The 23,936-nt window shown below is 56.3% G+C and carries 18 protein-coding genes; 6 read left to right on the top strand and 12 right to left on the bottom strand.

The window, feature by feature from the left end:
* From IPZ49_RS15325 to lrp, 7 genes are all read right to left on the bottom strand, one after another.
* A partial coding sequence (locus tag IPZ49_RS15325) for a 4Fe-4S binding protein (RefSeq protein ID WP_168929095.1) occupies positions 1-107 on the bottom strand: 107 nt, incomplete at its 3' end.
* Between the two features lie 10 nt (positions 108-117).
* The gene (gene dmsA / locus IPZ49_RS15320) at positions 118-2,562 is read right to left on the bottom strand and encodes a dimethylsulfoxide reductase subunit A (protein WP_038415775.1); all 2,445 of its coding nucleotides are present in this window, start codon (positions 2,560-2,562) and stop codon (positions 118-120) included.
* Positions 2,563-2,773: 211 nt separating this feature from the next.
* Positions 2,774-4,066: a serine--tRNA ligase gene (serS, locus tag IPZ49_RS15315; RefSeq protein ID WP_003858266.1), complete on the bottom strand. Its 1,293-nt coding sequence runs from the start codon at positions 4,064-4,066 to the stop codon at positions 2,774-2,776.
* A 92-nt stretch (positions 4,067-4,158) separates the two neighbouring features.
* Positions 4,159-5,502 (bottom strand): replication-associated recombination protein RarA, encoded by a 1,344-nt coding sequence (gene rarA, locus IPZ49_RS15310; protein WP_022647619.1) that lies wholly within the window; start codon positions 5,500-5,502, stop codon positions 4,159-4,161.
* Between the two features lie 9 nt (positions 5,503-5,511).
* Positions 5,512-6,126 carry an outer membrane lipoprotein chaperone LolA gene (gene lolA, locus IPZ49_RS15305; RefSeq protein WP_063146155.1) on the bottom strand — a complete coding sequence of 205 codons (615 nt, stop codon included), beginning with the start codon at positions 6,124-6,126 and terminating at the stop codon, positions 5,512-5,514.
* A 127-nt stretch (positions 6,127-6,253) separates the two neighbouring features.
* Positions 6,254-9,919 (bottom strand): DNA translocase FtsK 4TM domain-containing protein, encoded by a 3,666-nt coding sequence (locus IPZ49_RS15300; RefSeq protein WP_063932823.1) that lies wholly within the window; start codon positions 9,917-9,919, stop codon positions 6,254-6,256.
* Positions 9,920-10,054: 135 nt separating this feature from the next.
* The gene (gene lrp, locus IPZ49_RS15295; protein WP_000228469.1) at positions 10,055-10,549 is read right to left on the bottom strand and encodes a leucine-responsive transcriptional regulator Lrp; all 495 of its coding nucleotides are present in this window, start codon (positions 10,547-10,549) and stop codon (positions 10,055-10,057) included.
* A gap of 543 nt (positions 10,550-11,092) precedes the next feature.
* Here lrp and trxB point away from each other — a divergent pair.
* The 5 genes from trxB (at position 11,093) to infA (ending at position 16,916) form a co-directional block, all read left to right on the top strand.
* On the top strand, positions 11,093-12,061 hold the full coding sequence (gene trxB, locus IPZ49_RS15290; RefSeq protein WP_022647616.1) for a thioredoxin-disulfide reductase: 969 nt from the start codon (positions 11,093-11,095) through the stop codon (positions 12,059-12,061).
* A gap of 114 nt (positions 12,062-12,175) precedes the next feature.
* Entirely contained in the window at positions 12,176-13,942 is a 1,767-nt protein-coding gene (gene cydD / locus IPZ49_RS15285; RefSeq protein WP_063146157.1) for a cysteine/glutathione ABC transporter permease/ATP-binding protein CydD, read from the top strand.
* Positions 13,942-15,663, top strand: coding sequence for a cysteine/glutathione ABC transporter ATP-binding protein/permease CydC (gene cydC / locus IPZ49_RS15280; protein WP_023299714.1), 1,722 nt, complete (start codon positions 13,942-13,944; stop codon positions 15,661-15,663). Before cydD ends, cydC begins: the two co-directional genes overlap by 1 nt.
* A gap of 45 nt (positions 15,664-15,708) precedes the next feature.
* Entirely contained in the window at positions 15,709-16,413 is a 705-nt protein-coding gene (aat, locus tag IPZ49_RS15275) for a leucyl/phenylalanyl-tRNA--protein transferase (RefSeq protein WP_023299713.1), read from the top strand.
* Between the two features lie 284 nt (positions 16,414-16,697).
* Positions 16,698-16,916, top strand: coding sequence for a translation initiation factor IF-1 (gene infA / locus IPZ49_RS15270; protein WP_002211347.1), 219 nt, complete (start codon positions 16,698-16,700; stop codon positions 16,914-16,916).
* Positions 16,917-16,987: 71 nt separating this feature from the next.
* Here infA and IPZ49_RS15265 read toward each other — a convergent pair whose 3' ends face one another.
* The 3 genes from IPZ49_RS15265 to clpS all read right to left on the bottom strand — a co-directional run bounded on the left by IPZ49_RS15265 (position 16,988) and on the right by clpS (position 20,318).
* Positions 16,988-17,437, bottom strand: a complete 450-nt coding sequence (locus IPZ49_RS15265) for a hypothetical protein (RefSeq protein ID WP_045309092.1) — start codon at positions 17,435-17,437, stop codon at positions 16,988-16,990.
* Positions 17,438-17,690: 253 nt separating this feature from the next.
* A complete protein-coding gene (clpA, locus tag IPZ49_RS15260) occupies positions 17,691-19,970 on the bottom strand; it encodes an ATP-dependent Clp protease ATP-binding subunit ClpA (RefSeq protein ID WP_022647611.1) in 2,280 nt (759 codons plus the stop codon).
* A 27-nt stretch (positions 19,971-19,997) separates the two neighbouring features.
* Positions 19,998-20,318, bottom strand: a complete 321-nt coding sequence (clpS, locus tag IPZ49_RS15255) for an ATP-dependent Clp protease adapter ClpS (RefSeq protein WP_006174393.1) — start codon at positions 20,316-20,318, stop codon at positions 19,998-20,000.
* A 267-nt stretch (positions 20,319-20,585) separates the two neighbouring features.
* Here clpS and cspD point away from each other — a divergent pair, with 267 nt between their 5' ends.
* A complete protein-coding gene (cspD, locus tag IPZ49_RS15250; RefSeq protein WP_006174390.1) occupies positions 20,586-20,807 on the top strand; it encodes a cold shock-like protein CspD in 222 nt (73 codons plus the stop codon).
* 70 nt (positions 20,808-20,877) lie between these two features.
* On the opposite strand, the gene macB is transcribed toward cspD, so the two are convergent.
* Entirely contained in the window at positions 20,878-22,818 is a 1,941-nt protein-coding gene (gene macB / locus IPZ49_RS15245; RefSeq protein ID WP_023305795.1) for a macrolide ABC transporter ATP-binding protein/permease MacB, read from the bottom strand.
* Positions 22,815-23,930 carry a macrolide transporter subunit MacA gene (gene macA / locus IPZ49_RS15240; RefSeq protein ID WP_022647609.1) on the bottom strand — a complete coding sequence of 372 codons (1,116 nt, stop codon included), beginning with the start codon at positions 23,928-23,930 and terminating at the stop codon, positions 22,815-22,817. Before macA ends, macB begins: the two co-directional genes overlap by 4 nt.
* Positions 23,931-23,936: the final 6 nt, after the last annotated feature.

The following is a 23,936-nucleotide window of genomic DNA, read 5'->3' as shown; positions in this document are numbered from 1 at the left end:
AAGCTGACGTCCGGGGTCAGGTCTTTATAATCCTTGCAGGCCAGCTCGCAGGTTTTGCACCCGGTGCAGCGGCTGGAATCAATAAAAAATCCATACTGGGTTGTCATCGGTTACTCCTTACGCCTTTTCAACCTGAACGAGGTTTGTGTGGGATGGGTTGCCCTTCGCCAGCGGCGATGGACGCTGCGTAGTGAGAACGTTGATGCAGCCCGCCTGATCGATACGGTTCGCATCCGGGTTATACCAGGCCCCTTCCCCCAGCGCGACAACGCCAGGCATCATGCGCGGAGTCACTTTAGCTTCGATATGCACTTCGCCACGTCCGTTGAAGATACGTACGCGATCGCCATTACTGATGCCGCGCGCTTTCGCATCCATCGGGTTGATCCACATCTCCTGTCGGCAGGCCGCTTTCAGAACGTCAACGTTGCCGTAGGTGGAGTGAACACGCGCTTTGTAGTGGAAACCGGTTAACTGAAGTGGGAATTTCTCCGTCAGCGGATCGTTGTAGTTTTCGAAGCCTGGCGTATAGATCGGCAGCGGATCGATAACGTCCCCTTCCGGCAATTCCCACGTTGCGGCAATTTTTGCCAGCTCTTCGGAGTAGATCTCGATTTTGCCCGACGGCGTGGTCAGCGGATTGGCCTGCGGATCGTCGCGGAAGGCTTTATACGCCACGTGATGCCCTTCCGGATCGCGCTGCTTGTACATGCCCTGCTTGCGGAAGGTATCGAAGTCCGGCAGGTCTGGAATGGCTTTGCGTGAGAGCTCGTGCAGATGGCGCATCCACCCTTCCTGAGTACGCCCCTCTGTGAACTGCTGCTCAACGCCAAGACGTTTCGCCAGCTCGGACGTCATCTCATAGATAGTTTTGCACTCGAAGCGCGGTTTGATGGCCTGGTCTGTGAAGATCACATAGGACATGTTGCCGCAGGAGGCGTCCAGCGCGAAATCCATCTGCTCAGACGCGGTGCAGTCTGGGAGCAGAATATCGGCATACTTCGCCGATGAGGTCATGTGGCAGTCGATCACCACAATCATTTCGCACTTCTTGTCGTCCTGCAAGATTTCGTGGGTGCGGTTGATCTCTGAGTGCTGGTTGATCAGGCAGTTACCGGCATAGTTCCAGATCATTTTGATCGGCACATCCAGCTTATCTTTGCCCCGAACACCGTCGCGTAGCGCGGTCATTTCCGGGCCGCGCTCGATCGCGTCCGTCCACATAAACATGGAGATGCTGGTCTGAACCGGGTTATCCAGCGTTGGCATACGCTCAAACGGTACTTCATACGAGCCTTCACGCGCCCCGCTATTACCGCCGTGAATGCCGACGTTGCCAGTCAGAATCGAGAGCATAGAAATAGCGCGGGTGGCAATTTCGCCGTTCGCGTGACGCTGCGGTCCCCAGCCCTGGCTGATATAAGCCGGTTTTGCTGAACCAATTTCACGGGCCAGCTGAACAATACGTTCGACTGGAATGCCGGTGATGGTGGATGCCCACTCAGGGGTTTTCGCTACCCCGTCGCTGCCCTGACCAAGTATATACGCTTTGTAATGCCCGTTAGCCGGTGCGCTGGCTGGCAGCGTCTTCTCGTCATAGCCGACGCAGTATTTATCAAGGAACGGCTGATCGACGAGGTTTTCAGTGATCATCACATACGCCAGCGCATTGACCAGCGCCGCATCGGTACCAGGGCGGATAGGGATCCACTCGTCTTCTCGCCCCGCGCCGGTATCGGTGTAGCGCGGATCGACGATGATCATTCGTGCGTTGGATTTGGCGCGCGCCTGCTCAAGATAATAGGTTACCCCACCGCCGCTCATACGCGTTTCGCCCGGGTTGTTGCCGAACAACACCACCAGCTTGCTGTTTTCTATATCCGACGGGCTGTTACCGTCTGCCCAGCCGCCATAGGTGTAGTTCAGGCCCGCGGCAATCTGTGCGGAAGAGTAGTCGCCATAATGGTTGAGATAGCCGCCGCAGCAGTTCATCAGGCGCGCTACCAGCGTTTTACCCGGCGGCCAGGAGCGGGTCATGGTGCCGCCCAGCGTCCCGGTGCCATAGTTCAGGTAGATGGATTCGTTGCCGTATTCTTTGATCAGGCGCTGCATGTTGGTCGCGATAATATCGTAGGCTTCGTCCCAGCTAATGCGCTCGAACTTCCCTTCCCCACGCTTACCGACACGCTTCATCGGATATTTCAGACGATCCGGGTTATAAACGCGACGGCGCATTGAGCGGCCACGCAGACAGGCACGAACCTGGTGTAACCCTTCGTAGTTATCATCGCCGGTATTGTCGGTTTCAACGTATTTGATTTCACCGTCCACAACATGCATACGCAGGGGACAACGGCTACCACAGTTAACGGTACAGGCACTCCACACCACTTTTTCCGGGGCTGAAGCGGGAGACAGAGCCTCCGCCGCCGACGCCAGACGGGTAAAAGGAAGCGTAAAGGCGCTGCTGGCAACCGCCAGACCACCTATTGCTGTGGTTTTCATCAACCCACGGCGAGTGACCTCGGCAGCCATTAACGCTTCAGGCGCTTTGATTTTCATAAAGACTCACTTTGGTTGCTCACAAAGAAAAGAGAGGCGGCGCATACCGCTATGTAGTTTTATATATAACGAATTCCTTCGTTACAGGTGTTTTATGCTAACTTTCGTTCGGAGGAGTATTACTACTTTAGAGGGAGGGAATATTGCGTCGTATCAAATCAAAGATATAAAAAAAGCGCCCTGAGGCGCTTTTTTGTTTTGCAGCAAAATATTAGCCGATGAACTGCTGGCCTTTCATGTAAGGACGCAGCACCTCAGGGATCTCAATACGACCATCTGCCTGCTGGTAGTTCTCCAGCACGGCAACCAGCGTACGGCCAACCGCCAGACCAGAACCGTTCAGGGTATGAACCAGACGGGTCTTCTTATCGGACTTGCTGCGGCAACGCGCCTGCATACGACGCGCCTGGAAATCCCAGACGTTAGAGCAAGAGGAGATTTCACGGTAGGTGTTTTGCGCAGGCACCCAGACTTCGAGGTCGAAGGTTTTGCAGGCGCCGAAGCCCATGTCACCGGTGCACAGCGCCATACGGCGGTATGGCAGCCCCAGCAGCTCCAGCACTTTCTCTGCGTGACCTGTCATCTCTTCCAGCGCGTCCATAGACTCTTCCGGACGAACGATCTGCACCATCTCAACTTTATCGAACTGGTGCATACGGATCAGACCGCGCGTATCACGACCGTAAGAACCGGCTTCAGAACGGAAACATGGAGAGTGCGCAGTCAGTTTGATTGGCAGATCGTCTTCGTCGATGATCTCATCACGCACGAGGTTGGTCAGCGGCACTTCCGCGGTTGGGATCAGCGCGTAGTTGCTGCTGTCAGCTTCTTCGTCCAGCGGACGGGTATGGAACAGATCGCCGGCAAATTTCGGCAGCTGGCCTGTACCGTACAGCGTATCGTGGTTAACCAGATACGGAACGTAGGTTTCGCTGTAGCCATGCTGCTCGGTGTGCAGATCCAGCATAAACTGCGCCAGCGCGCGGTGCAGGTGAGCAATCTGACCTTTCATTACCACGAAGCGAGAACCGGTCAGCTTAACCGCAGCCGCAAAGTCCAGGCCCGCGTGCATTTCGCCTAGCGTCACGTGATCGCGCACCTCGAAGTCAAACTCGCGAGGCGTACCCCAGCGTTTCACTTCAACGTTGTCGTTTTCGTCTTTGCCGACAGGGACGCTGTCGTCAGGAATGTTTGGGATCGCCAGAGCGATATCACGAATTTCAGCCTGAAGAACGTCCAGTTCAGCTTTCGCCTGATCCAGCTCTTCACCCAGTTTGTTCACTTCCAGGCGTAATGGCTCAATATCTTCCCCGCGCGCTTTCGCCTGGCCAATGGATTTCGATCGAGAATTACGCTCTGCCTGCAGATTTTCTGTTTGTACCTGCAAAACTTTACGACGCTCTTCAAGAGCGCGCAGCTTATCTACATCCAGCTTAAAGCCCCGGCGTGCCAGTTTTTCAGCGACTGCGTCTGGCTCATTACGCAGCAGATTGGGATCGAGCATGCTTATCCTGTGCTTATCGAATTAAAAGAGGAAAAAGTGACCACAGCCTGCAGCCACAGAGATATATTGCCAACATTACCGCAACGATTGAACTAACGGTAGCGTTTTATAGGGCTATTTTGATCCTGTCCGGCAAGCCAGGCGAGCTTTTCGCCAATCTTACCCTCAAGACCTCTGTTTGTGGGGTGATAATAGCGGGTTTGTGCCATCTCCTGCGGGAAATACTCTTCCCCGGCGGCGTAGGCGTTGGGTTCGTCATGGGCGTAGCGATACTCCTGCCCGTAACCCATCTCTTTCATCAATTTGGTAGGCGCATTGCGCAGATGAACCGGCACATCGTAGTCCGGACGTTCACGAGCATCCGACATCGCCGCTTTGAAGGCGGTATACACCGCGTTACTTTTCGGTGCGCAAGCCAGATAGACAATTGCCTGCGCAATGGCACGCTCGCCCTCCGCAGGCCCGACGCGGGTAAAGCAGTCCCAGGCGGAAATAGCGACCTGCATGGCGCGTGGATCGGCATTACCGACATCTTCTGACGCAATCGCCAGGCAGCGACGCGCGACATATAACGGATCGCCACCGGCGGTGATGATACGCGCATACCAGTAGAGCGCCGCATCCGGAGCGCTGCCGCGCACGGACTTATGTAAAGCAGAGATGAGGTCGTAAAAACGATCGCCTTTATTATCGAAACGCGCGCTACGCTCACCGGCAATTTCGGTGAGCAGTTCAGGCTTTAATACGCGCTTGCCCGCATCGTCCACTTCGGCCATATCGGCCATCATTTCGAGCGTGTTCAACGCACGACGGGCATCACCGTTAACCAGTTCGGCGATAGCAAGACGCGTCTCGTCCGGCAGAACGATATCCTGCCCGCCGTAACCACGCGCGTTGTCCTCCATCGCCTGCGTCAGAACTTTTTCGATATCTTCCGTGGTCAGCGATTTAAGCAGATACACGCGCGCCCGGGAGAGCAGCGCAGAGTTCAGTTCAAACGACGGGTTTTCCGTGGTGGCGCCAATAAAGAAAATCGTACCGTCTTCAATGTGCGGCAGAAAGGCGTCCTGCTGGCTCTTGTTGAAGCGGTGAACTTCGTCGACAAACAGAATGGTGCGACGTCCGGCATTGCGGTTTTGTCGCGCCCGCTCGATCGCCTCGCGGATCTCTTTCACCCCCGACGTGACCGCCGAGATGCGCTCAACGTCCGCGTTGGCATAGCGGGCGATCACTTCAGCGAGCGTGGTTTTTCCGGTGCCGGGTGGCCCCCAGAGGATCATGGAGTGCAGATGCCCCGCCTCAATAGCGCGCGGCAAGGGTTTCCCCGCAGCCAGCAGATGTTGCTGACCGATGTACTGCGCTAAATTTTCTGGCCGCATACGGGCGGCCAGAGGTTGAAACGCATTATCTGAAAAATCGAGCGACAGGTTGCTCACTCATGCCTCTTACTTATTGCGTTGGTCGTCCACCGTTACGCCCTGCGGCGGCGTAAAGGTGAATTTCGATGCATCAATGGCGCCGTTTTGCTGAGACTTCAACTGATAGCTGCTGCGCTGATAGTCCTGCTCAACCGCGCCGAACTGATTGATGGTACCGTTGCTGCTCACGTTAATGGTGAACTGCTTCAGATTACCGTTGCTGCCTTTTGGCGTCAGGACGAACTCATCACCGTTTTGTTTGATGTTGTACTGCTGCCAGTCGCTGGACTGGTTACGGGCAATGAGCATAAACGGCGTATTGCTGGTCGCGTCTTTGAGCCAGGTGGCGGTCGCCTGCTCAACAAACGGATTGTAGAACCACAGGGTTTTACCGTCAGACACCAGCACGCTTTCATCCGGCTGGGTCATGTGCCAGTTGAACAGATTTGGGCGTTTTACCCACAAATCTCCCTGGCCTTCCTGCACCGCGTTGCCGCTGCCGTCAGTCACTTTTTGCGTGAAGCTGGCGTGGAAACTGCTCACTTTATCCAGTCGGCTTTTAAGGTCGCTGGCTGCATCAGCCCAGACGCTGCTGGCAACAAAACTGGAGAGTAATGCACAGGCGATGGCGATTTTTTTCATTGTTATTCCTTAAAATACGTCTTCCCGATATGGGGGTTCCGTTTCTATTCTGTACCTGCCCGAAGGCAGGCGACAGAAGAATATGCTTAATTTTTGCTGATTTACCCTTCTTTGCAATCGCTGAAGATTACTCAAAAGGCGGTGGCGCCAGCACCTCACGGTTACCGTTGTGCCCCTGTTCGCTCACGATGCCCTGGGCTTCCATCTGCTCAATGATACGCGCCGCGCGGTTGTAACCGATACGGAACTGGCGCTGCACGCCGGAGATGGACGCTTTGCGTTTTTCGGTGACGAAATTAACCGCCTGGTCGAATAACGGATCCAGCTCTTCGCCGCCGTCAAAACCACCGCCGCCACCTTCGTTTTCGCTGTCAGAGGTGATGCCGTCAACATATTGCGGTCGCCCGCGCGCTTTCCAGTCCTGCACAACCGCGTGCACTTCCTGGTCGCGAACAAACGCACCGTGAACACGCACCGGCGAGGTGGAGTTCGGCCCGGAATAGAGCATATCCCCCATCCCCAGCAGCGACTCTGCTCCGCCCTGGTCAAGGATAGTACGGGAGTCAATTTTACTCGACACGGTAAACGCGATACGGGTCGGGATGTTTGCCTTAATAAGACCGGTGATTACATCCACGGACGGACGCTGCGTTGCCAGTACCAGGTGGATGCCCGCCGCACGCGCTTTCTGTGCCAGACGCGCAATCAGCTCTTCCACTTTCTTGCCAACGGTCATCATCAGGTCGGCAAATTCATCCACCAGCACCACGATGTAAGGCAGTTTTTCCAGCACCGGATGCTGGGCATCCATGCTGTCACCCGGCTTCCAGTATGGGTCCGGAATCGGACGGCCCATACGCGCCGCTTCGGCGATTTTCTCGTTATAACCGGCCAGGTTACGCACGCCCAGCGCCGACATCAGCTTGTAGCGACGCTCCATTTCATTGACGCTCCAGCGTAATGCGTTGGCGGCGTCCTTCATGTCGGTAACCACTTCCGTTAACAGATGCGGAATGCCTTCGTAGACGGACAGTTCGAGCATTTTTGGGTCGATCATGATGAAACGCACATCTTCAGGCTGCGCTTTGTAGAGCATACTGAGGATCATGGCGTTCACCCCGACCGATTTACCGGAGCCGGTAGTACCCGCAACCAGCAGGTGCGGCATCTTTGCGAGATCGGCAACCACCGGATCGCCGGCGATATCTTTACCCAACACCACGGTCAGCGGAGACGGGTTGTCGCGGAATTTGGTGTTATCCAGAACTTCACGCAGATAAACGGTCTGGCGTTTCTTGTTTGGCAGCTCAAGGCCAACGTAAGGCTTGCCTGGGATCACTTCCACCACGCGTACCGCCACGGTGGACAGAGAACGCGCCAGGTCGCGGGAGAGGTTAGAAATACGCGCCGCTTTTACGCCCGGTGCCAGGTTCAGTTCGAAACGGGTGATCACCGGGCCCGGTGAGTAGTTCACCACGTCCGCTTTAATGCGGAAGTCAGCCAGACGCGCTTCCACCAGACGGGCCATCTGCTCAAGGGCAAAGGTATCCACCGGCTCGACTTCCGCTGGCGGTGGCGTTAACAGATCCAGCGACGGCAGCGGCGTACTTGGTCGTTGCAGCGGTCGGCTGTCTCCGTTACGCATCAGCAGCGGGTGAATCAGGCTCTCCTGCGGCTGTGGTGCTGGCTGCTGGAACTGTGGCTGAGGCGGTTGAGAAGGTGTCTGCGGCTGCGCATACGCCTGCGGCGCCGGCTGTTGCGGCTGCACGTAAGCCTGTGGTGCAGGCGGCTGACGCACCGGCTCCGCTTCCGGCATTACGCTCGGCGTGAACAGCGGTTCGCTTGGGCCATCATCCACCAGATCTTTCATTGGTGAGAATTCGAAATCCGACAGCGAGAACGGGTTTGCCCCCGAAGGTTGCTCACCGGAATAACGCTGCTGCTGCGTTGCTGCAAACTGGCGCGCCAGCTCCGCTTCGGCCGCATCATCCTCGTCCTGCTGTGAAGGCACGTCATGCTGATACTCTTCGCCGTAACGCTGATTCTGCTGGGCAGCAAACTGACGCGCCAGCTCATCCTGATGCAGTTCGTCGGCATCATCTTCGTACTCGGACTCACGGGCTTTTTCTTCCGCCATACGCAGGGAAGGCAGTTTAATGCCATAAGAGGCCAGCTCCCGGCGAGTCGGTACGCGCACGCGGTTAGGGCGCGGCAGCTGTGGACCAATGCCCTCTTTCACCTGAGGACGCGGGGCGCTGTCGGTTGCCGGGCTGAATAGCGGAGCGGACGCGGCAGCGGCTGCCGTTGCCTGCTTCACGGCTTCTGCACCCGACGCAACGGCTGGCGTAGGTTCTACAGGTGGAACGCTGACCGAAGGCGCTTTTGCAACAGGCTCCTGCACCGGCTCGGGCACGGGCTGATACCAGGCGGCAAGCTGCTCGCGCTCACGGGCGCGGCGCTCTTCCACTTCTTCAAAATAGTATAATGGCGGACGGGATGGCTTCGCTTCCTCCACCACTTCGGGTTCAGACACCGGTGCAACGTATGGCTGTTCAGGTACAGCGGGTTCGGGCGTATAAGCCTGATACGGTTGTTGCGGTACGCTGGCAGGCTCAGGCGGCTGATACGTTTGCTGCCACTGTTCCTGCTGCACAGGAATATAACTTTCAGGCTCAGGTGCAATGGTCGGTTCAGGCGTATGGACGCCTGGCGCAGTCTGCCAGTCTACCTGCGGTTGCTGGATCGCGGACTTCGGTGCCGGAACAGGCGAGGACGGCATCACGGCTTCAACAGGCGCAACATGGGCCTGAGCAGCCGTCGTTGCGGCAGCAGCAGCGGCTACCGGTTCAGTCACGGAGTGGCCATTCAGCAGCGGATCGTATTCGTCATACTCTCCCGGCGTGGCTCGATGGCCAGAGAACAGTACGTCATCAGGGTCGACGGCCGCACCGCGATACTCAATCTGCTCGTCTTCATCCATACGTTTGCCGGAGAACAGCGCGGCATCCGTTTTACGGCCTAACGGGTTAGCAAATTTTTCAGCGACGCGCTGGCGGCGCGCCAGAGCACCGCGCAGAATACGCGCGCGGCGAGATTCACGCCGCTGTACAGGCGCCTCGTCTTCCTCTTCGTACTCATCTTCATACTCGTCTTCATCGACCCACGTATCGTCACGACGGGTACGGTTGCTGGCGAACGTCAGCAGCGTCAGAATAAAGCTGCCGATCTTCTCAGCAATGCTCACCCAGGACCAGCCGGTAAACAGCGTCAGGCCCGCCGCCCAGATACAGAGCAGCGCCAGCGTGCCGCCGCTGCTATGAAGCATCGGTTGCAGCGCGGAGCTCAACAGGCTGCCGATCACCCCGCCGGAGGCGAAGTACCAGATATCATCAGCGTTGATCGCCGCCAGCCCACAGGAGGTGAGGATCAGCGCCAGGGCGCCAATCAGGCGCAGCGAAACGGCAAAATAATCGATGTAGTCGTCGTTCTGTCGATGACGCCAGGCAAACCAGCATCCGCCAATAATGATGACGGGAAGGGTATAAGCCATCACTCCGAAAATGAAAAAGAGCGTGTCCGCAAGCCAGGCACCGGGAACGCCACCTAAGTTATGAATAGGCTCATGCCATGCGGTTTGCGACCAGCTGGGATCTGAGGGGTTGAAACTGAGTAAGGCGGCCATCAGCCAGACGGCAAAAAGGGCAATAACAATCAGTAACGCCTCGAGGAGACGACGTCCGCTGCTTAGCTTAGATAATGTGACTTCTTTGTCTTCAGTGTATTCCTGGCTCAAGAAAGGCTCTCCAGGTATCAGGCATGTCCTGCCTGTGTGCTAAAACGGACAACAGCGCCGGGTATCCCCGGCACTGTTGCTGTATGGATTAACAGGAGTGTAATCAAACTACACTGATTTTGCACCTGTTCCGTGTTAGCGCGTCTTAATAACCAGACGATTGCTCTGTTTGACCTCTTCCATCACCACATAAGTACGGGTGTCGTTCACGCCTGGCAGACGCAGCAGGGTTTCACCCAGCAGCTTACGGTAGGCGGACATATCAGGCACACGGGTTTTTAACAGGTAGTCAAAATCACCGGAAACCAGATGACACTCTTGAATTTCTTCAAGTTTTTGTACAGCGGCGTTAAATTGCTCAAACACATCCGGCGCACCACGATTCAGAGTAATCTCAACAAATACCAGAAGTGAGGCATCCAGATAATGCGGGTTTAGCAGAGCCGTATAGCCCTGAATAAAACCCTGTCTTTCCAGTCGACGCACACGCTCAAGGCACGGCGTCGGGGAAAGTCCCACACGTTTTGAAAGCTCGACGTTGGAAATACGCCCATCCTTTTGCAATTCATTAAGAATGTTACGATCGATACGGTCGAGATCTTTGCCAGGGCGCTTCTTGCTATCTACCATTATTATTGTCTCTCTGTATTCCTTCCCTACTCCTGCCTGGACCCTGTGCACATCACTGTTCAGAGCCTGCACCCGTTATTCATCACATCGCCTGGTTATGTATTAGACGCGATGTGGATTCGGGGTCTGCGGTAAGAAGACCGTTGCCCGAAAGCAGTCACAGACATCACGTATGGCGTCTGTCCACACCATGCGTAGATTTCACTGACCCGGTAAAAATGGCATTTACGTGCATGTCTATTCGGCATGCAGTTCATGCGTCTTTTTTTCTTCCTTGAATGTTTTCGCAAAAGCGCAGGGGATTGTCAAAGCAAAACATCGATTTTTAGTACAAGATGCCGGATATTCATTACGGGGGGGTATTAATCATCATTTTATTGCCTTATAAACGCGCGATTTTCAGTAGCAGACGTGATATGACCGTGTCTGATCCATAGGGCGTGACTATTGCATATATCGGAAGCAAAACTGTCGTGCTCTTTTTTTACGGCAACAAATTCCCTACAATCCAGCCCATTGCCTGCCAACAACAATGGGGATCTCATGGGCACGACCAAACACAGTAAGCTGCTAATCCTTGGTTCTGGACCTGCGGGATATACCGCAGCGGTCTATGCTGCACGCGCTAACCTGCAACCGGTACTGATTACCGGGATGGAAAAAGGCGGTCAGCTGACCACCACCACGGAAGTGGAAAACTGGCCGGGCGACCCGAACGACCTGACCGGGCCGCTGCTGATGGAGCGCATGCACGAGCATGCTGCTAAATTCGAAACCGAAATCCTGTTCGACCACATTAATAAAGTGGATTTGCAGAACCGTCCGTTCCGTCTGACCGGCGACAGCGGTGAATACACCTGCGATGCGCTGATCATCGCTACCGGTGCCTCTGCCCGTTATCTCGGTCTGCCGTCTGAAGAAGCATTCAAAGGGCGCGGCGTATCAGCCTGCGCGACCTGCGACGGTTTCTTCTATCGCAACCAGAAAGTTGCGGTGATCGGCGGCGGCAACACCGCTGTGGAAGAAGCGTTGTATCTGGCGAACATCGCCTCAGAAGTACACCTGATCCACCGTCGCGACACCTTCCGCGCCGAGAAGATCCTGATCAAACGCCTGATGGATAAAGTGGCGAGCGGCAACATTGTGCTGCATACCAACCGTACGCTGGAAGAAGTGACCGGCGATCAGATGGGTGTGGCGGGTCTGCGAATTCGTGATACGCAGAACACCGACACCGTCGAAACGCTGGAGGTGGCAGGCCTGTTTGTGGCAATCGGTCACAGCCCGAACACGGCCATTTTCGAAGGCCAACTTGAGCTGGAGAACGGCTACATCAAAGTGCAGTCTGGCATTCACGGCAATGCCACGCAGACCAGCATCCCAGGCGTCTTCGCGGCTGGCGACGTGATGGACCATATTTATCGTCAGGCGATCACCTCTGCGGGCACCGGCTGTATGGCCGCGCTGGACGCAGAACGCTATCTGGACGGACTGGCAGAACAAGGTAAATAATCTTTACAAGTCAGTAACAAACGTAAATAAAGGCGGCCACTGGTCGCCTTTATTTTTGCTCACGTGTAACATGCAGATGTCTAATTTCTTATAACGTCACCTGCAAAGTACGCAATGGAAAAAACCCGTCAACAAGAGTTAACGCGCTGGCTGAAACAGCAAAGCGTTCTGTCCCGCCGCTGGCTTATGATCTCCCGCGTTCTGGGATTTATCAGCGGTCTGTTGATTGTTGCCCAGGCATGGCTGCTGGCCCGCATTCTCAATCATATGATCATGGAGAGCATCCCGCGCGAAGCGCTGCTGCTGCCGTTTATCGTTCTGGTGCTGGTTTTCGTCCTGCGTGCGTGGGTGGTCTGGCTGCGCGAGCGGGTTGGGTTCCATGCCGGCCAGCACATCCGCTATGAGATCCGCCGCAAAGTGCTCGACCGGCTTTCGGAAGCCGGGCCTGCGTGGATCCAGGGCAAACCGGCCGGTAGCTGGGCGACGCTGATCCTTGAGCAAATCGACGATATGCACGATTACTATGCGCGTTATCTTCCACAGATGACGCTGGCAGTGTTTGTGCCTCTGATGATTGTTATCGCCATCTTCCCTGTTAACTGGGTAGCGGCTCTGATCCTGATGGGGACCGCCCCGCTCATCCCGCTGTTTATGGCGATGGTCGGCATGGGCGCGGCAGATGCTAACCGTCGCAACTTCCTTGCGCTGGGTCGGTTGAGCGGTCATTTCCTGGACCGTCTGCGCGGAATGGAAACTCTGCGGATCTTTGGTCGTGGTGAAGCGGAAACCGAAAACATTCGCCTGGCGTCGCAGGATTTTCGTCAGCGCACCATGGAAGTGTTGCGCATGGCCTTCCTTTCTTCCGGCGTGCTCGAGTTCTTTACCTCCCTGTCGATTGCGCTGGTGGCGGTTTACTTTGGCTTCTCCTACCTCGGCGCGCTGGACTTTGGCCACTACGGTACGGCGGTCACGCTTTCCGCCGGGTTCCTGGCGCTGATCCTGGCCCCGGAATTTTTCCAGCCGCTTCGCGATCTCGGCACCTTTTACCATGCCAAAGCGCAGGCGGTGGGTGCTGCCGACAGCCTGAAAACCTTTATGGAAACGCCGCTGGCGCATCCGGAGCGTGGTGAGGTGACGCTGAATACGAACGATCCGGTGACCATTGAAGCACAGGATTTTTCTGTTCTGTCGCCTGAAGGCAAAGTGCTGGCCGGCCCGCTGAACTTTACCCTGCCTGCCGGGCATCGTATGGTGCTGGTGGGTACCAGCGGCTCAGGTAAAAGCTCATTGTTGAATGCGCTGTCAGGTTTTATGGCGTACACCGGATCGCTGCGTATCAACAAAACGGAGCTACGCGAGCTCGATCCTGATGCCTGGCGTAAACAGCTAAGCTGGGTGGGTCAAAACCCTCAGCTGCCTGCCCCGACGCTGCGCGAGAATGTGCTGCTGGCAAGGCCGGATGCACGTGACGATGAGCTGCAATCTGTCCTCGACCGCGCCTGGGTCAGCGAGTTTTTGCCGCTGCTTGCGCAGGGTGTCGATACCGTCATTGGCGATCAGTCTGCCGGGCTGTCAGTGGGCCAGGCACAGCGCGTCGCGGTTGCCCGTGCGCTGCTGAACCCCTGTTCGTTAATGCTGCTGGACGAACCCGCCGCCAGCCTGGACGCTCACAGCGAGCAGCGCGTGATGGATGCGCTTAACGCAGCCTCACGCCAGCAAACTACCCTGATGGTGACCCACCAGCTGGAAGGTATTGCCGACTGGGATCAGATCTGGGTGATGGAAAACGGACACATTGTTGAGCAAGGCGATTACGCCGCGCTTGTTGCCGCGCAGGGGCCCTTTGCGACCCTGCTGGCGAACCGTCAGGAGGATATCTGATGCGCGCCCTGCTTCCCTATCTTGCTTTGTATAAACGCCACAAATGGATGCTGACGCTCGGGATCGTACTGGCGATTATCACTCTGCTCGCCAGCATCGGCCTGCTTACGCTTTCTGGCTGGTTCCTCTCCGCGTCTGCGGCCGCAGGCTTTGCCGGGCTATACAGCTTTAACTACATGCTGCCTGCCGCCGGGGTGCGCGGCACGGCGATTACGCGAACTGCCGGGCGCTACTTCGAACGCCTGGTCAGCCACGACGCGACCTTCCGCGTGCTGCAACACCTGCGTATTTATACGTTCAGCAAATTGCTGCCCCTCTCCCCTGCCGGGCTGGCACGTTTTCGGCAGGGCGAATTACTCAACCGCGTAGTTGCGGATGTGGATACGCTGGATCACCTCTATCTGCGCGTCATCTCGCCCATGGTGGGCGCGTTTGTGGTGATTGTCGTGGTCACGCTGGGGTTGAGTTTCCTGGATGTTCCCATCGCACTGACGCTCGGCGGCATCATGCTGATGACGCTGATTATTCTGCCGCCCCTGTTTTATCGTGCAGGTAAAACCACCGGGGAAAACCTGACGCGTTTGCGCGGGGAATACCGCCAGCAGCTCACCTCCTGGTTGCAGGGTCAGGCCGAGCTCACCATTTTTGGTGCCAGCAAGCGCTACCGCACCCGTATGGAAAATACGGAACTGAACTGGCATGAAGCCCAGCGTCGCCAGTCTGAACTGACCGCGTTTTCTCAGGCGCTGATGATGTTAATCGGTGGGTTTGCCGTTATCGCCATGCTCTGGATGGCCTCCGGTGGCGTGGGCGGTAACCCGCAGCCTGGCCCGCTGATTGCGTTGTTTGTTTTCTGTGCCCTGGCAGCCTTCGAAGCCTTAGCCCCGGTCACCGGCGCCTTTCAGCATCTCGGCCAGGTGATTGCCTCTGCGCTGCGCATTACGGATATTGCAGAGCAGGAGCCGGAAGTGAAGTTCAGCGCGGGTCAAACCGCTGTGCCGGAGCAGGTCGCGCTGACGCTCAGCAACGTCACCTTCGCCTACGACAAGCAGGCGCAAAACGCGCTGGAAGATATCAGCCTTTCTGTTGATGCCGGGCAGCGCATTGCGATCCTTGGCCGTACGGGATGTGGCAAATCGACGCTTCTGCAACTCCTCACGCGCGCCTGGGACCCGCAGCAGGGCGAGATTCGGTTTAACGACCTTCCGCTGTCTGATTTTAGCGAAGCGGCCTTGCGTAAAACCGTCAGCGTCGTGCCCCAGCGTGTGCACCTGTTCAGCGCTACGCTGCGCGATAATCTTCTTCTGGCGGCACCGGACGCCTCTGACGATACGCTGCGGGCGATGCTGGAACAGGTTGGGCTGCACAAGCTGCTTGAGGACGACGGGTTGAACAGCTGGCTGGGTGAAGGGGGCCGACAGCTTTCCGGCGGCGAACTGCGTCGTCTGGCCATCGCGCGCGCCTTGCTGCACGATGCGCCGCTGATGTTGCTGGATGAACCGACAGAAGGTCTGGATGCCACAACCGAGAGTCAAATTCTTGATTTACTGACAAAGGTGATGAAAGGCAAAACCGTGCTGATGGTCACTCACCGCCTGCGCGGGCTGGTGAATTTCGATCGAATAATTGTGATGGACAACGGACACATAATTGAGCAAGGTAATCACGCAGAGCTGCTGGCAAAACAGGGTCGCTACTACCAGTTTAAACAGCGCCTGTAGACTATATTTGTAGCGTCCTCTCTCGCGTACTGGAGTTCTGTTGTCATGCGCCTGGTGCAGCTTTCTCGCCATAATATTGCGTTCCCTTCTCCGGAGGGGGCGCTGCGTGAACCTAACGGATTGCTGGCTTTGGGCGGCGATCTCAGCCCGGCGCGTCTCTTAATGGCTTACCAGCGCGGCATCTTCCCGTGGTTTTCTCCCGGCGACCCGATTTTATGGTGGTCTCCGGACCCGCGAGCCGTGCTGTGGCCCGGGCAGTTTCACCTGAGCCGCAGCATGAAACGTTTTCACGCAAATTCGCCCTATCGCGTCACGCTCAATCATGCCTTCGGGCAGGTTATCGAAGGCTGCGCTGAAGATCGTCATGAAGGCACCTGGATAACCCGCGACATCATTATCGCCTACCACCAGCTTCATGAGCTGGGCTACGCGCACTCCATCGAAGTATGGAAAGATGATGACCTCGTTGGGGGGATGTACGGGGTGGCGCAGGGCACGCTTTTCTGCGGTGAGTCGATGTTCTCCCGCGCCACGAATGCGTCGAAAACCGCGCTGCTGGTTTTTAGCCAGGAATTTGCCCAACGCGGCGGACAACTGATGGATTGTCAGGTGCTGAATGAGCACACCGCCTCGCTCGGCGCGGTTGAAATTTCCCGCCGACGCTATATCGAACACCTTGAACAGTGCCGACAGGAGACTCTTCCGCGCGATTTTTGGGTTCCCAGAATGCTCTTTATGCCCAATGCCTAAATGTTTTCCGCATATTTTTTATGAGGGTGTTATAATTACGCCGCAGAGTAGCTTCTGCCTGTTGCCCCGCCGCCGTTTGGGACCCTCGCTTCAGATAACGTCCTGACGTTTATCCTGTCGTATCCCCTTTACGAATGCGCTTTCCGTTCGGTTGTACCGTGACGCTTGGGCAATACGCTGAAATTGTTTTGCTGCGTTTTAAACGCGCAATTCTTTACTTAATTGATGAATTTCGGCATTATCTTGCCGGTTCAAAACTTGGTAGTGATACCCCAGAGGATTAGATGGCCAAAGAAGACAATATTGAAATGCAGGGTACCGTACTTGATACGTTGCCTAATACCATGTTTCGCGTAGAACTGGAAAACGGTCACGTGGTAACTGCGCACATCTCCGGTAAAATGCGCAAAAACTATATCCGCATTTTGACGGGCGACAAAGTGACTGTTGAACTGACCCCGTACGACCTGAGCAAAGGCCGCATTGTCTTCCGTAGTCGCTAATTGTTTTCGCCTGTAATGGCAGATGAATATTTAAAAGGTCGGGACAATCCCGGCCTTTTTTATTTATGGCCTTAGTGTGGCTGTGTCGGCAGATGTATTGTCATGCACGGGTTCATGGGTACGATTAAATCTTCAGCTATCGCGTGGGTAATGTCATGCAACAGTCCCGTCAGGTGCGGCAACATATCGCGGTCAAAATGCGAAACCAGCAGCACGTGGTTTAACGCCCGGCAGTAGTCACATTTCGTTTCTGTATCTTCCAGCAACCACTCTTTTTGTCGCGGCTGTTCCGCTTCGTCCTCAAATTCCACCACCTGAAAATCACGCATGGATTCTGTGAGGCCGGATTTTACCTCTTCCAGATAAGCTCCGAGACAGCGGCAAACGGGCTGCGTTTGCGGGAGAGATTTGCAGTCGAGAAGGATTTCGGTGAGCAGCTTGCAGCGCTCGGCCAGGGTTGGGAGATCGGGGTTGAGGGAGAGTTCGGTGTAGAGCTGGGCGAAGCTATTAATATTAGTCATATGTAATCCTTTATGCACGCAAGATTGTCTGTGCACACACTTTCAGGACGCCAATCCCGGCACCCGATTTTGCAGGTGCGACGCCATTTTATTACTGTAGATTTATCCAGCAACTGACTTCGAAAGAATCTGGAAAGCGCCGCGCAAAATTCCTCTGCGGCCTGATGCCCTCACCCCAGCCCTCTCCCACTGGGAGAGGGAGCAAACAAAAAAAACGGCAACCGAAGTTGCCGTTTTGCTTTTACCTTTCAACTCAGTGAGCCGCTTCCGGCTTGTGCTTCGCCGCACTCTGGAAATCGTACGTCAGTTCGTTCTTCGCCTGATCCAGCGCCACGGTCACCTGGCCGCCGTCCACCAGCGAGCCAAACAGCAGCTCGTTCGCCAGCGGTTTCTTCAGGTTGTCCTGAATCACGCGCGCCATCGGACGGGCACCCATCGCACGGTCGTAGCCTTTCTCGGCCAGCCAGTTGCGGGCCTCCTGGCTCACTTCCAGCGACACGCCTTTCTGATCCAGCTGAACCTGCAGCTCGACGATGAACTTATCCACCACCTGATGGATCACCTCGGTAGACAGGTGATCGAACCAGATAATGTTGTCCAGACGGTTACGGAACTCCGGCGTGAAGATCTTCTTGATCTCCTCCATCGCATCGGTGCTGTTATCCTGATGGATCAGGCCGATGGATTTGCGCTCGGTTTCACGCACCCCGGCGTTGGTGGTCATCACCAGCACCACGTTGCGGAAATCGGCCTTGCGCCCGTTGTTATCGGTCAGCGTCCCGTTGTCCATCACCTGCAACAGGATGTTGAACACGTCCGGGTGCGCTTTCTCAATTTCATCAAGAAGCAGTACCGCGTGCGGATGCTTGATCACCGCGTCGGTGAGCAGGCCGCCCTGGTCAAAGCCCACGTAGCCCGGAGGCGCACCAATCAAACGGCTGACGGTGTGACGCTCCATATACTCGGACATATCAAAGCGCAACAGCTCAATGCCCAGCGCTTTGGAGAGCTGCACCGTTACCTCGGTTTTACCCACACCGGTCGGGCCGGCGAACAGGAAGGAACCGACAGGCTTGTGGTCATGCCCCAGGCCAGCACGGGCCATCTTAATCGCTTCGGTTAAGGCCTCAATGGCTTTATCCTGACCAAAGACCAGCATTTTCAGGCGATTGCCGAGGGTGCGCAGCGTATCACGGTCGCTCTGAGAGACGCTCTTCTCAGGGATACGTGCGATACGGGCCACCACGGACTCGATATCCGCTACGTTCACGGTTTTCTTACGCTTGCTCGCTGGCATCAGGCGCGCACGCGCACCCGCTTCATCAATCACGTCGATCGCTTTATCCGGCAGATGACGATCGTTGATGTATTTCACCGCCAGCTCCACCGCCGCACGCACCGCTTTCGCGGTGTAACGCACGTCATGGTGCGCTTCGTACTTGGTTTTCAGGCCGTTGATGATCTGCACCGTTTCGTCAACCGACGGCTCGGTTACGTCGATTTTCTGGAAACGACGCGCCAGCGCACGATCCTTCTCAAAGATGTTGCTGAACTCCTGGTACGTCGTAGAGCCCATCACGCGGATCTTGCCGCTGGAGAGCAGCGGTTTGATCAGGTTGGCGGCATCTACCTGACCACCGGAAGCCGCGCCTGCGCCGATGATGGTGTGGATCTCATCGATAAACAGGATGCTGTTGGTGTCCTGCTCCAGCTGTTTTAACAGCGCTTTGAAACGTTTTTCAAAATCACCGCGGTATTTGGTGCCCGCCAGCAGCGAGCCGATATCCAGCGAGTAGATGGTGCAGTCGGCAATCACTTCCGGCACGTCGCCCTGCACAATGCGCCAGGCCAGACCTTCGGCAATCGCGGTTTTACCCACGCCAGATTCCCCCACCAGCAGCGGGTTATTCTTGCGGCGACGGCACAGCACCTGGATGGCACGCTCCAGCTCTTTGTCGCGGCCAATCAGCGGGTCGATACCGCCAACGCGAGCAAGCTGGTTAAGGTTGGTGGTGAAGTTTTCCATACGATCCTCCCCGCCTGCTTGCTCTTCATTGCTGTTGATCTGTCCGCTGGGATCCGATGCCTGGTTAGGCTCGTCTTTTCGCGTTCCGTGAGAGATGAAGTTGACCACGTCGAGCCGGCTGACTTCGTGTTTACGCAGCAGGTAGGCCGCCTGGGACTCCTGCTCACTGAAGATGGCGACCAGCACATTGGCGCCCGTCACTTCGCTACGTCCGGAAGACTGGACGTGGAAAACCGCGCGCTGCAGCACGCGCTGGAAGCTGAGCGTCGGCTGTGTGTCGCGCTCTTCTTCACTGGCTGGCAGCACCGGTGTGGTTTGTTCGATGAAGGCTTCGAGTTCCTGACGTAGCGCCACCAGATCCACGGAGCAGGCTTCCAGCGCTTCGCGGGCAGATGGGTTGCTAAGCAGTGCGAGCAGCAAATGCTCGACGGTCATAAACTCATGTCGGTGCTCACGCGCTCTGGCGAAAGCCATATTTAAACTGAGTTCCAGTTCTTGATTGAGCATAGGCACCTCCCCCAATTTTATGCCTTATCAGGCCTTTTCCAGCGTACACAGCAACGGATGCTCGTTCTCCCTTGCATAGTCGTTCACCATCGCTACTTTGGTTTCCGCTACTTCGGCAGTAAAGATGCCGCAGATCGCTTTGCCACGATAATGAACGGTAAGCATCAGTTGCGTTGCACGTTCAACATCATAAGAAAAGAACTTTTGTAGCACGTCAATAACAAATTCCATCGGCGTGTAATCATCGTTCATTAACATAACTTTATACATAGATGGCGGTTTTAGCGCGTCGCGCACTTTATCTTCCGCCAGCTGGTCAAAATCCAGCCAATCGTTGGTCTTACCCATTATGCATAACCACTTTGAATCTACCTCAGATGTTAGATAACAATCATCTATTACTGTCATCCGCGATGTCTGTCACAAACTGTTGCAATAGCGTTAACTGCCTCAAATTTTGGTTGATTATTGTCCCAACTCCAGCGCCAAACGCTTGACGGCTTCTTCCGTTTCTCTAAATTGTACAAGCGTGAGTTGGCGAGGTTTTGAACAGCCCCCACTCCACCACCGGTTCATTCCATCTTAATTTATAAGATTTACGAAGGATGTCGAAGCATGGAAATGGGTACTGTTAAGTGGTTCAACAACGCCAAGGGGTTTGGCTTCATTTGCCCCGAAGGCGGCGGCGAGGATATCTTCGCTCACTATTCCACCATTCAGATGGATGGTTACAGGACGCTCAAAGCCGGGCAGTCCGTCCGGTTCGATGTACACCAGGGGCCAAAAGGCAATCATGCCAGTCTGATCGTCCCCGTTGAAGCAGAAGCGGTTGCATAGCTCTCTGATTCATTGTGTACACCCTGCAGGCAAAATGCCAGCCCGATCGGCTGGCATTTTTATTTTCGGGTTATTCGCGCGCCAGCGCATCCACCGGATCCAGCCGCGCCGCGTTTCGCGCCGGTAGCCAGCCGAACAGAATACCGGTGAAGGTGGAACATAAAAACGCCGTCAGGATCGCCATCGGCGAGAAGCCAATCTCCCAGCCCGGTAAGAAGAGCTGGAGCGCAAAGGCGATCATCATCGAGAGCGCAATCCCCATCGCACCGCCCACCAGACACACCAGCACCGCTTCAATCAAAAATTGCTGCAGCACGTCGCTGGCTCTGGCTCCGACCGCCATGCGGATGCCGATCTCCCGCGTACGTTCGGTCACCGACACCAGCATAATGTTCATCACCCCTATCCCGCCGACGACCAGCGAAATCACCGCCACCAGCGTCAGGAACAGCTGAAGAGTACGTGTGGTCTTTTCCGCCGTTTTCAAGAGGCCATCCATATTCCAGGTGAAGAAATCCTTTTTCCCGTGGCGCAGGGTTAACAGCCGCTCCAGCTGCTGTTCCGCCAGCCCGCTGTCGTAGCCCTCCTTCACTCGAACGGTAATAGAGTTAAGCCAGGACTGCCCCATGATGCGCCCGGAAATGGTGGTGTACGGCAGCCAGACGCGCAGGATTTTACTGCTGCCGAACATCGACTGCTTCTCTTCCGCCACGCCGATCACCGTCGCTGGCATGTTGCCTACGAGGATCACTTCCCCCACCACATTGGTCTTATTCGGGAACAGCTGCCTGCGGGAGTTAGCGTCTAACACCACCACCTGCGCCCTGCCCGCCAGCTGTTCAGCGTTGAAGGTCGCCCCTTCGCTGAAGGTCATGCCGTAGACGTTGAAGTAATCTCCGCTGACGCCGTTAGCGCTGGCCGCCACGTCGATGTTGCCGTAGCGCAGACGCAGGTTTTGCGAGACGGCAGGCGTGGCGGAGTTCACCCACGGCTGCTTCTGAATAGCCGCCAGATCGTCATACTTCAGCGCCTGCTGATACTGCGGCTCGTCGTCGCCAAAATCTTTGCCGGGGTAAACGTCGATGGTGTTAGTCCCGATGGCGCGAATATCTGCCAGCACCAGCTGTTTCGCCGCATCGCCCACCACCACAATCGACACCACTGAGGCAATACCAATAATGATGCCAAGCATGGTCAGCAGAGTGCGCATTTTGTTGGCCGCCATCGCCAGCCAGGCCATGGTCAGCGCCTCGCGGAAACCGCTGGAAAACTGGCCCCAGCCAGTTGCGGCCGGCAGCGCCTCTTTCGCCGCCGCCGCTCTGGACTGACGTGGCGGCGGGTTGCTGACCAGCTCGCCGTCGTGGATCTCGATAATGCGTTCCGCCTGCGCTGCCACCTGCGGATCGTGGGTGACGATAATCACCGTATGCCCCTGATCGCGAAGCTGATGCAGGATCGCCATCACCTCTTCACCGGAATGGCTGTCGAGCGCACCGGTTGGCTCATCGGCGAGGATCACCTGCCCACCGTTCATCAGCGCGCGGGCAATACTCACGCGTTGCTGCTGACCGCCGGAAAGCTGCGAAGGCTGATAATCAACACGCTCCGCCAGCCCAAGACGCGTTAACAGCGCCTTCGCGCGTTCGAGGCGTTTTTTGCGCTCGACGCCCGCATACACCGCTGGCACTTCCACATTCTGCGCCGCGCTCAGGTGTGAAAGCAGATGGTAACGCTGGAAGATAAAGCCAAAATGCTCGCGACGCAGCTTCGCCAGCGCGTCGCCGTCCAGGGTGGAAACATCCGTCCCGGCCACGCGATAGGTGCCGCTGGTAGGCTTATCCAGACAGCCGAGAATGTTCATCAGCGTTGATTTACCCGAGCCCGATGCCCCGACAATCGCCACCATTTCACCGGCTTCAACGCGCAGGGAGATGCCTTTCAGCACCTCCACCGGCCCGTCGCCGGACGGATAGCTGCGACGAATGTCATTCAGCTCAAGCAGCGCCGTCATTGCGCGGCTCCAGGCAGGCTTTCGCTGGTGACCACTTCCTCACCCTCTTCCAGCCCTTTTACCACCACCACGTCGGTGTCGTTACGTGCGCCAATCACCACTTCCCGCTCGCGGGTTTCACCGTTGCGCAGCACCTTAACTTTGTAGCGATTGTCCCCGGCGGATTCGCCCAGCGCGGAGAGCGGAACCGTCAGCACGTTTTTCACGCCGGTCAGCTGGATATGCACCTGAGCGGTCATGTCCAGACGCAGCACGCCCTGCGGGTTTGGCACCTCAAAACGCGCATAGTAGAAGATGGCGTCGTTGACCTTCTCCGGCGTCGGCAGGATATCTTTCAGCACCCCTTCATAGCGGGTTTGCGGATCGCCCAGCACCGTAAACCAGGCTTTCTGCCCCGGCTTAAGGTGAATGACGTCCGCTTCAGATACCTGGGCTTTCACCAGCATGGTGCTCATATCCGCCAGGGTCAGGATGTTCGGCGCCTGCTGCGCGGCGATGACCGTCTGGCCTTGCAGGGTCGTTATCTGCGTCACTTCCCCGGCCATTGGCGCAACGATTTGCGTGTAATCGAGGTTGGTTTTCGCCGTATCCAGCGAGGCCTGATTCCGCTTGATTTGCGCATCGATGGTGCCAATCTGCGCCTGCTTCACCGCCAGCTCCGTGGCGGCTGTGTCCAGATCCTGTTTCGAGATGGCCTGCGTTTTCGCCAGCGCCTGCTGGCGCGACAGGGTGACCTGAGCGAGATTACGCTCCGCCTGAGCCTGAGCGCGCTGCGCGCGCAACTCCATCAGCGTCGCTTCCACTTCGCGGATCTGGTTTTGCGCCTGCTCAGGATCGATCACGCCCAGCAACTGGCCTTTTTTAACCTTATCGCCAATCTCAACCGACAGGGTTTTAAGCTGACCGCTGACCTGCGCGCCCACGTCAACCTTACGCAGGGCATCCAGCTTCCCCGTCGCCAGCACGTTTTGTTGCAGCTCGCCCGGACGAACAATCAGCGTTTGATACTGGGGTACCGGCGCGTTCAGTACCTTCCATAACCAGAATCCGCCTGCTAACACCACTACCGCCAGCAGCAGAAACAGCTTTCTGCGTTTTCCCTTCAGGTTCATAAATAT

It is taken from the genome of Enterobacter cloacae complex sp. S2 (assembly GCF_015159675.1).
Lineage (GTDB): Bacteria > Pseudomonadota > Gammaproteobacteria > Enterobacterales > Enterobacteriaceae > Enterobacter > Enterobacter intestinihominis.
The sequence above is the reverse complement of the archived record's forward strand: the minus strand, read 5'-3'. Positions and strand labels throughout refer to the sequence as shown.